The organism is Prochlorococcus sp. MIT 0701 (assembly GCF_000760295.1).
In the GTDB taxonomy this organism is placed as follows: Bacteria; Cyanobacteriota; Cyanobacteriia; order PCC-6307; family Cyanobiaceae; genus Prochlorococcus.
In genome coordinates, this window is the sequence record NZ_JNBA01000035.1 from 1 (window position 1) to 13,885 (window position 13,885).

15 protein-coding genes are annotated in these 13,885 nt (G+C 50.5%); 8 read left to right on the forward strand and 7 right to left on the reverse strand.

The features are described 5' to 3' along the window. Nucleotides 1-83: 83 nt before the first annotated feature. On the reverse strand, nt 84-284 hold the full coding sequence (locus EV12_RS08975; protein ID WP_036914716.1) for a hypothetical protein: 201 nt from the start codon (nt 282-284) through the stop codon (nt 84-86). 139 nt (nt 285-423) lie between these two features. Here EV12_RS08975 and EV12_RS08980 point away from each other — a divergent pair, with 139 nt between their 5' ends. After that, nucleotides 424-2,226: an ABC transporter ATP-binding protein gene (locus EV12_RS08980; protein WP_036914718.1), complete on the forward strand. Its 1,803-nt coding sequence runs from the start codon at nt 424-426 to the stop codon at nt 2,224-2,226. 362 nt (nt 2,227-2,588) lie between these two features. Continuing rightward, the gene (locus EV12_RS08985; protein ID WP_036914720.1) at nt 2,589-3,485 is read left to right on the forward strand and encodes an LCP family protein; all 897 of its coding nucleotides are present in this window, start codon (nt 2,589-2,591) and stop codon (nt 3,483-3,485) included. Nucleotides 3,486-3,696: 211 nt separating this feature from the next. On the opposite strand, the gene psbP is transcribed toward EV12_RS08985, so the two are convergent. After that, nucleotides 3,697-4,251, reverse strand: coding sequence for a photosystem II reaction center PsbP (gene psbP, locus EV12_RS08990; protein WP_052039517.1), 555 nt, complete (start codon nt 4,249-4,251; stop codon nt 3,697-3,699). A 137-nt stretch (nt 4,252-4,388) separates the two neighbouring features. Here psbP and recR point away from each other — a divergent pair, with 137 nt between their 5' ends. Both recR and lipA read left to right on the forward strand, forming a co-directional pair. Beyond that, nucleotides 4,389-4,958, forward strand: a complete 570-nt coding sequence (gene recR, locus EV12_RS08995) for a recombination mediator RecR (protein ID WP_036914722.1) — start codon at nt 4,389-4,391, stop codon at nt 4,956-4,958. 4 nt (nt 4,959-4,962) lie between these two features. Further along, complete coding sequence (gene lipA / locus EV12_RS09000; RefSeq protein ID WP_036914724.1) at nt 4,963-5,883, forward strand: lipoyl synthase; 921 nt, start codon at nt 4,963-4,965, stop codon at nt 5,881-5,883. Here lipA and EV12_RS09005 read toward each other — a convergent pair. Continuing rightward, nucleotides 5,865-6,404, reverse strand: a complete 540-nt coding sequence (locus EV12_RS09005; protein ID WP_036914726.1) for a hypothetical protein — start codon at nt 6,402-6,404, stop codon at nt 5,865-5,867. The genes lipA and EV12_RS09005 overlap by 19 nt on opposite strands. Nucleotides 6,405-6,498: 94 nt before the next feature. Here EV12_RS09005 and EV12_RS09010 point away from each other — a divergent pair, with 94 nt between their 5' ends. Continuing rightward, the gene (locus tag EV12_RS09010; protein ID WP_036914727.1) at nt 6,499-6,747 is read left to right on the forward strand and encodes a hypothetical protein; all 249 of its coding nucleotides are present in this window, start codon (nt 6,499-6,501) and stop codon (nt 6,745-6,747) included. A gap of 525 nt (nt 6,748-7,272) precedes the next feature. Here EV12_RS09010 and EV12_RS09015 read toward each other — a convergent pair. Then, nucleotides 7,273-8,271: a ribose-phosphate pyrophosphokinase gene (locus EV12_RS09015; protein WP_036914742.1), complete on the reverse strand. Its 999-nt coding sequence runs from the start codon at nt 8,269-8,271 to the stop codon at nt 7,273-7,275. 86 nt (nt 8,272-8,357) lie between these two features. Between EV12_RS09015 and EV12_RS09020 the strand changes: the two genes are divergently transcribed. After that, a complete protein-coding gene (locus tag EV12_RS09020; RefSeq protein ID WP_036914729.1) occupies nt 8,358-8,897 on the forward strand; it encodes a hypothetical protein in 540 nt (179 codons plus the stop codon). A 10-nt stretch (nt 8,898-8,907) separates the two neighbouring features. Here EV12_RS09020 and EV12_RS09025 read toward each other — a convergent pair whose 3' ends face one another. Further along, on the reverse strand, nt 8,908-9,885 hold the full coding sequence (locus EV12_RS09025) for an LCP family protein (RefSeq protein WP_052039518.1): 978 nt from the start codon (nt 9,883-9,885) through the stop codon (nt 8,908-8,910). 220 nt (nt 9,886-10,105) lie between these two features. Between EV12_RS09025 and malQ the strand changes: the two genes are divergently transcribed. Continuing rightward, nucleotides 10,106-11,671 (forward strand): 4-alpha-glucanotransferase, encoded by a 1,566-nt coding sequence (gene malQ / locus EV12_RS09030; RefSeq protein ID WP_036914732.1) that lies wholly within the window; start codon nt 10,106-10,108, stop codon nt 11,669-11,671. On the opposite strand, the gene EV12_RS09035 is transcribed toward malQ, so the two are convergent. Both EV12_RS09035 and EV12_RS09040 read right to left on the reverse strand, forming a co-directional pair. Then, nucleotides 11,593-12,522 (reverse strand): helix-turn-helix domain-containing protein, encoded by a 930-nt coding sequence (locus EV12_RS09035; RefSeq protein ID WP_036914735.1) that lies wholly within the window; start codon nt 12,520-12,522, stop codon nt 11,593-11,595. The two genes, malQ and EV12_RS09035, sit on opposite strands and share 79 nt — an antisense overlap. A gap of 33 nt (nt 12,523-12,555) precedes the next feature. Then, the gene (locus EV12_RS09040; RefSeq protein WP_036914737.1) at nt 12,556-13,290 is read right to left on the reverse strand and encodes a pseudouridine synthase; all 735 of its coding nucleotides are present in this window, start codon (nt 13,288-13,290) and stop codon (nt 12,556-12,558) included. A 315-nt stretch (nt 13,291-13,605) separates the two neighbouring features. Between EV12_RS09040 and EV12_RS09045 the strand changes: the two genes are divergently transcribed. Then, nucleotides 13,606-13,885, forward strand: a 280-nt coding sequence (locus tag EV12_RS09045) for a sigma-70 factor domain-containing protein (RefSeq protein ID WP_036914739.1), incomplete at its 3' end; no start/stop codon positions are given.

A 13,885-nucleotide genomic window follows, 5' to 3' on the forward strand; every position in this document is an offset into this window, starting at 1 on the left:
GCGGCGGCGGCGGCGGAAACCGCTGGTAAATCACTGGCCTTAGCCTTTTCAAAAAGGCCACCCATAGGGTGGCCTTTTTCGTGTTAACAAGCTTCTTCTGGATCGATTAATTCGAGCATTAGATCCTTTTGCCAAGCCCGTTGGTGGAGCTCTTCGCGGTGGTTAACCGCTTCATTGCCAGAACTAACGTCGTCTTGCAGATTTGGAACTGCTGCACGAAGACTGAGCCTGCGTTTCTTTGCGGTGAAGCGATGGAATCGATTGAACGCTCGCGAACGGGTCATCGAACCTCCTTCAAGTATTTAAGTTCTACCCCCTTTCAGGCCAAATGAACAGTTCAGACGGAATTGCTCAGCAAGCTTTCAGCTCAATGCTTTGATCCGAAACCTTGTAGCGCTTGAATGAAGGTAGTGCCCAAGGTTTATGGCTTTTCACGTTCGGCGCACTGCAAGTCCACTGAGAAGGCTGCTCAGCAGCCTTAAGCCTCATCGGCGCCTGATTCTTGCGGCAACCACTTGCTCCATTCTCAACAAACTGTTTGATCTCGCCCCGCCGGTACTCATCGGTCTGGCCATTGACGTCGTCGTACACGAGCAAACCTCCTGGTTAGCGAATCTTGGCTTTAGCACTGTCCCTAGCCAATTGGGATTTCTTGCGTTGCTCTCTTTTCTGATCTGGAGTGCTGAATCCTTCTTTGAATATCTTTATGGCGTGTTGTGGCGCAATCTCGCCCAGACAACGCAGCACAATCTTCGCCTTAAGGCCTATAACCACCTCCAGAATTTGGAGATGGCGTTTTTCGAGGCAGATAGCAGTGGACGGCTGATGGCTGTTCTTAATGACGACATCAACCAATTAGAACGATTTCTCGACTACGGGGCCAATCAGATCTTGCAGTTGATTACAACTGTGCTGTTGGTAGGTGGGGCGATGGTCTTCGTCGCTCCAGGCGTTGCCTTGTTCGCCTTTTTGCCTATCCCAGTGATCTTATGGGGATCAATTCAATTTCAGCGGCGGTTGGCTCCGCATTACCGCGAGGTCAGAGATAAAGCTGGTGAGCTGGCTGCTCATCTCAGCAACAACCTCGGCGGGATGTTCACAATCAAGAGTTTCGCTACAGAAGCCTGGGAACTAGAGCAAATTCGCTATCGCAGTGAGGCCTATCGCTGCAGCAATAAGCAGGCAATCAAACTTTCAGCAGCCTTCATTCCTCTGATTCGCTTTGCCATTTTGTTTGCCTTTTTGGCCATCTTGGTGATTGGAGGCCTTCAGGCATGGAAGGGGCAAATGGCTGTTGGGCTTTACAGCGTGCTCGTTTTTATCACGCAACGCTTGCTGTGGCCCCTTACAACCCTTGGCCGCACACTTGACGAATATCAGCGTTCAATGGCCTCCACCAATCGTGTGCTGGACTTGATCGATACTCCGATTACCATCATTGAAGGATCACAGCCGTTGATAACAGCACGAGTGCGGGGCGCTTTGTGCTTTGAGGATGTGGGCTTCCATTACCAAGGCCGTGCTCCTCTTCTAACTCACTTCAATCTTGATATTCCCGCTGGCTGCACGATCGGAATTGTGGGAGCAACAGGGTCAGGAAAAAGCACCCTGGTGAAACTCTTGTTGAGGCTTTATCCACTCAGCTCTGGACGGATTCTTCTGGATGGACAGCCGATTGACATGCTCAAGTTAAGGGATCTACGTCGTTCAATCGCACTGGTCAGTCAAGAAGTCTATTTATTTCATGGAACAGTTTCTGAAAACATTGCGTATGGCAGTCCCGAGACAACTCAGGAAACAATTGATGATGCGGCAGATTTGGCTGAAGCCTCAGAGTTTATTAAAGCCCTCCCGCATGGTTTCAATACGTTGGTGGGTGAACGTGGGCAACGTCTTTCTGGTGGTCAGCGTCAACGAATTGCCCTGGCTAGGGCAATTCTCAAGCAAGCACCGATTCTGATCTTGGATGAGGCCACCGCTGCCGTTGATAATGAGACAGAAGCAGCGATTCAACGTTCTTTGATGCATATCACCAAAAACCGAACCACTGTTGTGATTGCACATCGCCTCAGTACTGTGAGGCATGCGGATCAGATTATTGTTATGGATCAAGGTAATATCGTCGAGCAAGGTACTCACGATTCACTTTTGAAGCAATCAGGTATCTATAGGGATCTCTGGCGAGTTCAGGCTGGTTTGCGTACTGACGAATTGCTGTTGGTCTGAATCAACTTTTGTCGAGACTTTGGCCTGTCATATTTGTGAGATATCTTCTGATTAGTGCAATATCCATATGGCACCATTATTGCGTTGTCGATCAACTATAGCCTAGCTCATTTTGTTGCCTTATCGACACAGGGTGCCAAACAGAGGCTTGATTTTTTGTAAGTCTTGGCCTCTTCTACTGAGAAATAAAAGCAGCATCTTCTTTGCACTGATTAAAGATCTTGTAGCAAGCAACAGTTGAAAATTAAAATGAGCTTATGATTAATTCGAGCAGTCCAACACAATTGAGCGTTGGTTAGACTTTGCTTAAAGCAGCAGAGCACTTTTTTAGAGAAAAATCTAAAGGGCTCTAAGATGGTGATATGACTCCCAAGCATCAAGGCAGTTCTGGTTGGCGTTCAATGACCACTGCCATTGGCGTGGGGCTGATCGCAGGCCTGTTACTTTCAATTCCACTCAGTCGATCACTCACACAAAAGACTGCAGGTAAAACCACTCCCCTGTTTGCGATTAGCAACCCCTTCAATGCTTGGCAAGGCTTTGGCAATCGTGATGTCGTGGTGCTCGGCATGGATGCAGGTCGGGGTAACACGGATGTGATCTTCACAATTCGAGTCGCGGGGGGCGAAACACGAATCATCCAGATTCCACGTGATAGTTATATCAATTCGCGTAATTTTGGGCCAATGAAAGTTAATGCATTGTATGCATATGGTGGTATTGAAGCTGTAAAAAGTGAGTTGACTCGGCTGATGCATCGCCCCATTAGCCATCACATCCTTGTTAATCTTGAAGGGATCAGAACTATTGCAGACTTATTGGGAGGTATTGAGGTTGATGTACCAAAGCGCCTTTATTATCAAGATCAATCCCAGGGTCTTTATATTGATCTTCAGGCGGGCACTCAGGTCTTGAAAGGTCAAGATCTCGAGGGATTTTTGCGTTGGCGCCATGATGGAGAAGGAGATTTTGGTCGCTTGCGTCGTCAACAATTAGTCCTCAAGAGTCTTTTTAGGAAGCTCACTCGGCCTGAGAATCTTGTTCGACTTCCAGCATTGATAACAGCTGCAGGACGTAACATCAAGACAGACATGGGGCCTTTGGAGCTTGGAGGTTTAATTACAGCCATGGGTACCACCGAGCTTGAAACAACGCGACTAGAAGCCAAACCATTCTTTAGCAATGGTATCAGCTACCTAGAAACTGAATGGCCAGAGGCTGCGGAAGCTAATGGCTCGCTTTATCGATTCCTATTCTAAATAGATAGGCATCTAGATCTAATCTGAATAAGTCTTCTTAGTCTCTTAAATGGAAAGTTGATTTGAAGTCATCTGCCAGCTTTTGCTTCATGATGTAAAGGAAAATGTAAGTAAGGGTTATAGGTTGGCTTTTACTTCCAATCTGTTGGGTTTAAAAAATAAGACTATTGCTTATATTAGCTTTCTAATAGTCTAATAGCGTCTGTAGTTTTCAGATTAAGAATGTGAACGATGTGATTACCTCTTCGAATAAGTCCTTGACTTTATTCCATCTAAACTCGTTAGTGCTTGCTGCTAATGTATATAAACGCCCCCGGTCAACTACTACTGTTGCCAGCTCATGACGTTCTCGATCTTGAAGATGAACTGTATACTCCAGATCGTAAAAGATGCGTCCTCCTGCCTCACGCTGATTGGCGTCTACTAACTCAGCCTCTCGCCCACTGCCTTGAGGTGCAATCACTTCACGGCTTAAACGTTCCCCAATTGCGATTGGACTGCCTAGGGTTTGCAGATCTCCCTTTTCGTCAACTTTCGAAACAGCCAAACTTACTGTTTCATCGCTGTTGATTAAGTCGTGAAATACCACCTGAGGCCCTCCACTCATGCTCACACGGCTCCATCCATTGGGATAAAGGAATGCATAACGACCATCCGGGCTCTGGAAGGAGTTCATGCCTGCATATGAACCACTGCAGGCAGCGAGCAGCATCACAAGAGCACAAGCGAAACCCACACGTGAAATGGTTCGCACAAGTTCAAGCATCGGAATAGAACCGGACTTGCACACCATTCTGCCGGCGTACGGTCTTTGCTTGATCAACAATTGCCACCTGGTGAACTGCCAAGATTCCCAGTATCTGCGGCGGACCTCTGAGCGGCTTTACTCGACCCCTGGCTCGCTTGATCGACCAGTTCGAGCGTCTGCCTGGGATTGGGCCACGAACGGCCCAGAGACTTGCCCTGCATCTGTTGAGACAACCAGAAGATCAAATCCGCGCTTTTGCTGAGGCCCTCCTCGCGGCCCGTTCTCAAGTGGGGCAATGTCAGACCTGTTTTCATCTCAGCGCGGAGCCTCTATGCGACATTTGCCGTGATGGTACGCGATGCGATGAATTGCTTTGTGTGGTGGCTGATTCCCGAGATCTGCTAGCTCTCGAAAGAACGAGGGAATACAAGGGCCGCTATCACGTCCTAGGTGGACTGATTTCACCTATGGATGGTATCGGGCCGGACATGCTACAGATCCCCAGCTTGATTCAACGCGTTGATCGAGATGGCATCAGCGAGGTCATTCTCGCTCTCACTCCCAGTGTTGAAGGTGATACCACTAGCCTTTACCTGGCACGGTTGTTAAAGCCGTTTACCCAAGTGAGTCGAATCGCCTACGGCCTTCCTGTTGGTAGTGAGTTGGAGTATGCCGACGAAGTCACTCTGACTCGTGCGCTTGAAGGCCGTCGAGCTATGCAATAAAGCAATGTCTTCCACCAATCGCCAGACCAAATACAGCACCATTTTGCCCTCGGAGCGCCTTCCGGAATGGTTGCGTCGCCCCATCGGCACCGTCTCCCAGTTGGAGCAAATGCAGCAGCTGGTGAAGGGGAATCAGCTACACACCATTTGTGAGGAAGGGCGTTGTCCCAATCGCGGCGAGTGTTACGCAGCCGGCACAGCAACTTTTCTCCTAGGAGGATCGATCTGTACTCGTAGTTGTGCTTTCTGCCAGGTAATGAAAGGCCAATCTCCTCAGGCAATCGATCCGCTCGAAGCAGAGCGAGTTGCAGATGCGGTGCAGCAGATGGGTCTTCGTTATGTGGTTCTTACTGCAGTAGCAAGGGATGATTTGCCCGACCATGGCGTCAGTATTTTTACTGACACCATGGCGGCCATTCGCCAGCGAAATCCTCTTATTGAGATAGAAGTTCTTACGCCGGATTTTTGGGGCGGAGCCGCTGATCTGGCCGAGGCATTACAGGCTCAGAGAGAACGCCTCACGCAGTTGCTCGCGGCTGCACCAGTTTGTTTCAACCACAACCTCGAAACTGTCGAAAGGCTGCAAAGCAAGGTTCGGCGGGGAGCCACTTATCACCATTCTCTCAATCTGCTGGCTGCAGCTCGGGAACTCGCTCCCAACATTCCTACCAAATCAGGCTTGATGTTGGGGCTAGGAGAAGAGCAAGAAGAGGTGGTTCAGACTCTTGAGGATCTCCGTTCTGTTGATTGTCAACGGGTCACATTGGGTCAGTATCTGCGCCCTTCATTGGCACATATTCCGGTGCATCGTTATTGGCATCCTGAGGACTTCAAGAACTTGGCTGAAGTTGCTCGTAAGCTTGGATTTGCTCAGGTGCGTAGTGGGCCTCTAGTGCGAAGCAGTTATCACGCTGGTGACGAATGATCTCTGCGATCCAATCCCCGACATGTTTGCCAACGACGGCCATTACGCTCTAGCACCTCACTGCACCTTCCAACCATCAACGCTCCTGCTCCCCCCCAGATCAACCTGAGTGGGAAATCCATCGGCGCTGCACCTAGTTCGCGGACAGTAAGAAATCCACGTTGCCTGAAATAACGAATTAAGCGATGGTGCTGCTGGCCAGCATCAAAAATTGCTAGCAGTCGCGCCTGTTTACAAGGAGTGGCTTCAAGTGCCCAGGCCATGGTGCCAGCCCAGATGAGATCACCTACTCCAGCGGGTGCTTCAGGATGAACACGCATTGTGTCGAGCTGTAATCCCTTCACACCTCCATAGGCCCAGGCCTTCATCTCTCCCCAAAGTTGAATACGATTCGCATCGAGAGCCTCTGCTACGACTAACTTTAAGGACCAGAGATTGAGTGGCCTTCCCTCCTTCAGCCTCAGTAGCAGACCAGCATCAGAGGCCTGCTTTTCCAACTCAATTAGACTTAGTTGAGTCATGGCAAGGGAATGAGAGTGATAAATTTTTTAAGAGCCAATGCAATACAGCCTAGTTGCTAATGGCATGCTGATCAGAGTAATCGTATAATTCAAAATGAAATTTAGTTTCTTCTCTCTGCTGCCTGCCTGTGTCGATTGGCGGATTTTTTTTGCGGCAGGAGTTGATTTAGTGGTTGTTGATAATATCATTGCTAATTCTAGAAAAATAGAGCAGAATTTAACTGCAATATATGCTCAGATCCATTATCTTCCAAAAAGCAAGCCAGCGCTCTATGCATATAATATAAGCATAAATTTTACCAAGCAACAGATTGGTATGAGTATGGAGTTTTGTTTTCGCTGATCTAATTTTAGGCTCATTAGCTATCGATTTAAACTCTAAATGAAAGCGATCTTTTGCGAAAGTGTTGAGATGTATTGAGGCAAGCGATGGAAACCATCAAGGTTGCTTGAGTAATAAGCTTGAAACGGAAATACTTGACCTTTGCCTCTCGTAGCTTATCCCTAGTCAGGCTAAGCCAATTCCTTTTGAGGACTTTGAATGGCAGGCTGTGTAAACGAATAATTAGGCCTTTCTACATTTTTTATAGAAGGCTTCTTAAGAGTCTGTTTGAGCTTCTTCTCCAGCAGCACTTTTGTCGATAAGGAGGGGCCTTATGAATAGGACTTAAGGCCTTGGCTGATTGCAATGCCTTTGCCCTAATCATGAAGCGTTTCAAAGAGCGAGCAATTTACGATTAACTGAAAAGCACTAGAGGGTTAAGGCTTATTGATTTTGCTCGAATTTGAGTGCCTAAAACATTCATGAGAGACTCTAATAAGAGTCGCTTCTATCGCTTAGCAGCTAAGTTTAGATTTAATCTCAGGCTTATCCTCTAAACATTGAGCTCACAGAGCTTTCCTCATGGATGCGCCAAATGGCTTCGCCAAGCATATTAGCCACTGAAAGTATCTGCAATTGAGGGAAGCGTCGTTCCGCTGCGATGGGAATGCTGTTGGTAACCAAGACTTGTTCGAATAAGCCTTCTTCGGATAATCGTTCGCAGGCTGGGGGCGAAAACACGGCATGGGAGGCACAGGCAATGACCCGTTTAGCCCCTTCTTGTCGAAGTAGACGAGCTCCTGAGCAAATGGTTCCCCCAGTGTCGATCATGTCGTCGATCAGGATGGCTGTTTTTCCAGCTACATCGCCGATCACTGTGAGACTTTCGGCAACGTTGTGACCTGATCGGCGCTTGTCAATAATTGCCAGTGGCGCATCCCTCATTTGTTTTGCAAAGGCTCGGGCTCGTGCAACTCCTCCCACGTCTGGAGACACCACCACGACTTCGTTAAGTTCTTGTGCTGCGAGGTAATCAACCAGGACTGGTGAGCCGTAGATGTGATCGCAAGGGATGTCAAAGTAGCCCTGGATTTGGGCGGAATGCAGATCCATGGCGAGGACTCTGTTCACGCCAGACTTCACCAGCAGGTTTGCTGTGAGCTTGGCAGTGATTGACTCGCGGCCAGCCGTTTTGCGGTCGGCTCTTGCATAGCCGTAGTAGGGGACTACAGCCGTGATCTGCCTGGCAGAGGCGCGCTGACAGGCATCCACCATGATCAGCAGCTCCATCAAATTGTCGTTCACTGGAGCGCAGGTGGGCTGTATCAGGAAGACGTCACAACCTCGGATCGATTCCTGGATTTGTACATAGAGCTCACCATCAGCGAACCGTTTGCAGATCCTTGGACCATCGGGAACACCTAGGTAGGCCGCAATCTCTCTTGCAAGAGCTGGATTGGAGGTGCCGCTGAACAAGCGCAGACGCTGCATGTCATAGCTGATGCTCTCTTGTTCGGTACGGGCTGCGGTCAGAAAACTCGTCACGTCGCCAGCGAGCAATATCAGCTGTACTCCGATGCTAGTGCTGCAAAGGCTCTCATCTCAACTTCTTCTCTCTGTAGGGTCGCCTGATGATTGCTCCCATCCCTTTTCTGGTTGGTGCAGGTCCCCTCCCTGATGCTCGGATGCGGCCTGGTTGCTTGCTTTTGGCTAGCGCTTGGGGAGGGGAGTTGAGCCATCACCGCTGCTCTGAAAATCCCCATCAGGTTCTTGGTTTGTTGTCTTCGGAGGGAGGAATGGTTCGACTGAGTGGTGATCCAGCCATGCTTCATCCAGATGGTGGTAGCTGGTTGGAGGCTCTGGGAGCATGGCGCCAGCCCACCATTTTGATGGTCTCGCCTTTGCCCTCCGGGGAGATTCCTGGGGCGGCACCTGCTTATGTAGCGCTCTGTGCGGCTCTCGATGTTCCACTGATCGGGGTTCTGCAATTGGGCGGCTCATGGGACCTCAGCCTTCGCCGCTCTGATGGTTTGCCGTGGTTCGGCTTGCTTCAAGATGATCCCTCAGCTTTGTCAGCAGTTCCTAATGGGGGCTGCTTGCAGCAGGAGCCCCCTTTGGAGGAGGTCGTGGCGCAATTGCGCCGAAGGCTGATGCTGTTGTCGTCCGATTGATGAGGCCCTGTTAGTTGCCCTGCGGCCAGAGCGGCATGGGGTGGCTTGCTTTGAGTTGCCGCAGGCTTTGTTCCCCGGCTCGTGGGGCTAGAGGTAACTCGCTGAGGATTGGGAATTGATTGTTGCTAAGAGCCGCTGCCGTGAGGCTTAACAACTCACGAGGGGTTAAATCGGTTTGCACTTCTTTTGAAAACTCTTTAAGAAGTTTGGGGAGTTTCGCGAGGGTGTTCGGCTGTCGCAACTGTCTAGACAGACCGTTCAGGATCCATTGTTGCCTTTGACGCCGACCGCTTTCTTCTTCAGGACCAGCGCGGTAGCGAACCAGTTGTTCTACCTCTCCTCCATTGAGTCTCTGCCGTCCTGCTTGCAAGTCCACCGAATAGTTCTGGGCATTGTCTTTGTGTTTAAAAGGCGCGTTGAGGTTGACCTCCACATCTCCGAGTCCATCGACAAGGACTCTTAGAGCTTTGCGGGGGATCACCACAAAGCGGTGGGGTTGTCCTTTTGTAAGGCCGAGGATCTCAGCAATTACATCGGCGGTAAGGGCAATACCCCCCCGTTCGTAACTTGACGCTAGTGGTTGCATCCCATTGCTTCCAGGCAGGGTCACAGCGAGTTCAATCGGCAGCTGAAGCACTTCAACAGGTTGCTTGGCCGCTACCTTCACGAGCATCAGGCTGTCGGCATTGGCTGAACCCATTGGTGCAGCTTGGTTTGTGAGATCGTTCAGTTGGTTCGAATCAATGCCCACTAACAAGATGATGATTGGTTCTTTGGGAAGCGGCGCTAGGGAGGTTGCTTTGTCCACTGATGGATCGCCTTTGGCGACTTGATCTGGCTCCGGCCAGAGCAGCCCCAGGGCCGTGCTTGCCAGCCAAAGACCACCCAGGGTCGCAGCCAGGCGTAGCAAGGTACGGCCTGGATATTTCCCCATCCAGTGACCCACGCTTGATGGCGTTGGCGTTCTGCCTGAAGCTTGTGTAGGCATCAACCGTGTTGAGGACAGCGGCATCACAGTCTTGCTCAACTACAGCTCCTTAGGGTTAAAAGTCCATTGGCTCTTGGACTAACCGAGACTTCTGACAAGGATCTTGCGAGTATGTAACGACCCGGCCTAAGTCCTTCCAAGATTGATTGGGGCTAATGGCTGATCTAGATGCTGACCACGATCAGATTCCACTGTTGTTTTTATTTTCTGGTGTTTTTTGATGGTTGAGCGCAGCTCATCGTTAGTACGCACGACCGGGGTGTTACTTCATCCCACAGCACTGCCTGCAAGTCCAGTTTGCGGCAGTTTCGGTGCTCCTTCAAGGGCTTGGTTGCAATCACTTGCTCGCCATGACATCGGCGTGTGGCAGTTGCTGCCTTTGGCCCCTCCTGATGGGACAGGGTCTCCCTACAGCTCCCCTTCAAGCTTTGCTCTTAACCCTTGGTTGCTTGATGCCGATGATCTTGTTGATGAGGATTTCCTTTCAGCATCGGTTCTTAGTGAGTTGCCAGGAACAGTTCCTATCCAGGAGCCTTGCTCATCGGTTGATTTTGCTCTGGCAGACCTTCGAAGTGAGCGACTTGGAATAGCTTTAAGGGAGGCTTGGTCAGAGCAGGCTAGAGACCATCATCTTGCTTTTGAGAGTTGGTGTGGCAAGCAGTTCTGGCTTGAGGACCATGTCTTATTTATGGAGCTCCGTCGTCAGCATCAAGGCCTCCCTTGGTGGGAATGGCCGGAAGGCTTGGCAGCTCATCAACGTAGGGCTCTCAATGCCTGGAAAGGTCATCATCAGGAGGCTCTGCTTGAACATCGTTTGCTGCAATGGCAGCTTGATCGGCAGTGGCAGGCACTGAGACATCTAGCAGGCGAGCTTGGCGTTTTGTTGTTTGGTGATCTGCCTTTCTATGTTGCGCGCGATAGCGCTGACGTCTGGAGTCATCAGGGCCTGTTTTCGATCCTTCAAGGAGGGGAGCTTGAGATCCAAAGTGGTGTTCCCCCTGATTATTTCTCAAGTACAGGACAACTCTGGGGCACGCCCGTTTATCGCTGGTGGCGGCATCGCTGGAGTGGATTCCATTGGTGGCGTAGCCGCTTTTTGCGTCAATGGCAACAAGTGGATCTTTTACGTCTCGACCATTTCAGGGCGCTTGCGTCTTATTGGGCAGTTCCTGGATCTGATACCACAGCGGAGCACGGGGAGTGGCGATCTTCTCCAGGTGCAGCTCTATTGCAGCGGCTAAGGCGTGATGCTGGTGGCATCTTGCCACTTGTTGCAGAAGATCTGGGAGTGATTACCCCTGATGTGGAAGAGCTACGAGACCAATTTGGTCTGCCTGGAATGAAAATTCTCCAGTTTGCTTTTGATGGCAATCCCAGTAATCCTTATCTACCTGAAAATATTAAGGGTCATCACTGGGTGGTTTATACAGGCACTCACGACAATCCAACGACGCTGGGCTGGTGGCAGCAGCTTGATCTTGCCGTCCGTGAGCGGGTAGTAGATCGACTGAAGGGTGCAGTTCATGCCCCTGGTTGGCAGTTGCTGGAGCTGGGCCTAGCTACAGAGGCGTGTTTAGTGATGACCCCTCTACAGGATTTGCTTCATCTTGATGATGTAGCTCGGTTCAATACCCCTGGCACTATCGAGGGAAATTGGTGTTGGCGGTTGTCTTGCTTTGATTCAGCTCTTGATGGAGCCCTTAGCGGCTATGGCGAGAGAGGAGCTGTCTGGGGACGTTCGCTTGAATCGGCAGCTGGTTTGCTGATGGCATCTGCGAGTCGGTAAATCCCAGGATGATTGGGTTCGTGAGTATGCGCCTGGCCCTTCCAAATCACGCTGTCCTCAGGAGCAGCTGGAGGCTTGATTTCTAGTAGGAGGGGTGGCAACAATTGAAGAGTGAGTGTCCCCTGAGCTTCTCTGAGATTTGTGAGATCTTTCCCAGCGCTGTTGATTTTGAGCATACGTGGCTGACTGAGATTGATCTCCAGTAGACCTGTCTCACCCTGAGATTGGTGCTGGATAAGGGTTGCGTTGAGCCATTGTTCTGGAGACCGTTGTCGTGCTTCTTCCAGGGGTCTTAGGCCAACAAGGGCGGGGTTGGCTGTTTCGCTTGTGTGCTGATCAGTAAGGGATTCAAGGCTGACTGTGATTGGCGATAGTGTTTGACTGTTGATTGCAGCAAGATGCTTTTGCTGGTGATTGAGGGCCAAGAGGCTGCTGAGCATGACCACGGCATAAATCACACTCCCTTGCCAGGTGGTGAAGACATCGATGCTGCCGGGGGTGAATCGCGTCAGGCCCCTGTTGGAATGCCTCTGGTTCCTAGCATTGCGTTCTGGCATGGCCCCGTTGAGGCTGCCTGGGGCTAGTTCAAGATGCTGCTCCAGCAGCGGAAGCATTGAGCACAGATAGGCTGGCTCTGGTAGTCGTTTGACCCACCCCCGCTCAATTGCTTCTAGAACTGGGGTAGTGATTCGTGTTTCTTCAGCTAAATCACGCAGGCTCATTCCACACTGTTCGCGACGCTCTCTGAGTTGACGACCAGCTTCCAGCAATGAGTTCTGGAATATCTGTTGTGGATCTTGTCTGGCTTCGACTTCAGATCTTGATTTTTGCCATGGAAGGTTTAGTCGCATCGTTGTTTCAATTGGATGGCTTTATGAAGCGCATCAACACATTGAGGGCTTGGTGATTTTTAGGAGGGGAGTCCATTCTCTCTCGTTAAGTTCGCGCCAGCACCCTTCTGGTAATGCGTCTAGGGCAACATTTGCAATCGCAGTGCGTTGAAGGTCTAATACGGGGTGACCTAGTTGTTCGGCTACGCGACGGATTTGCCGGTTGCGACCTTCCCTTAGAACCACCTTCAAAAGGCTTTGATTTGGGTGTGATTGCAAAAGCTCTAGCTCAGCGGGCAAGGTTGTTTTCCCATCAAGCATTACGCCATGCCTCCAGTCTGAGAGCACTAGGGCTGAGGGTTTACCTTCCACCAAGACTTGGTAAGTCTTGTCATGCGCATAGCGTGGGTGGGTCAATCGCAGCGTGAGCTCCCCTTGGTTGGTGATGAGCAGAGCTCCTCGGCTATCGGCATCAAGTCTGCCTACAGGATGAAGACCCTTGCATAGTTTGTCGGGCAGCAGGCTGAAGATAGTCACTCGCCCGTGGGGATCATGACAACTAGTGATCACCCCCGCAGGTTTGTTGAAAAGCAACACTCTTGTTTCGGTGTTGGAATTGAGCAAACGCCCATCTACACAGATCTTGTCAAGCTCTGGATTGGCCTTGTCGCCAAGTTTGGCAAGATGGCCATTCAACGTTACCCGTTCCTGCAGGAGGAGTTGCTCTGCATGGCGTCGGGAGCAGAGTCCTGCCGCTGCAATCAGCTTTTGCAGTCTTTGTTGCTTCATGCCAATGTTTTCAGCATGGCTTTCAGCGGGCGCCGAGACCCAGCTGCACCAGATTCATCTCTAAACATTTAATGGCTGGAAGAGTGCTTTGGAATATGTGGTGAGGTCTGCGAGGGCATAGTTATAGATAAGGATTTGCAAGTGCTTGGCGCTTCAACAGACTGTCTCTATTGATGGCGCTTGAAGATGAAACGTTAATTCTCGGTTTTAAAGCCTTCTTCATTCTGGCAATCGAGTGGAATTCGTCCGCAAGGCATTGATTTGCTCTTGGCAAACGATGGTAAATTAGGAAACCTGACTGTTTCGTTATTCAGTATGGCTCCCTTGGCGGTGCTTTCAGATGTCGACCTGGTGCGTTCATACCTGCGCGATATCGGTCGAGTGCCGCTGCTGAGCCATGAGCAGGAGATCACGCTGGGTCGTCAGGTGCAGGAGTTGATGTCTTTAGAGCAGCTTGAGTCTGAACTGGAAGCTAAAACAGGTGAGCCAGCGAGTCGTCAAGAGCTAGCGAAGGCAGCTGGATTGAGTGCGTTGCAGCTCAAGAAGAAGTTGCAGAGCGGACGACGTGCGAAGGAGCGGATGGTGTCGGCGAACT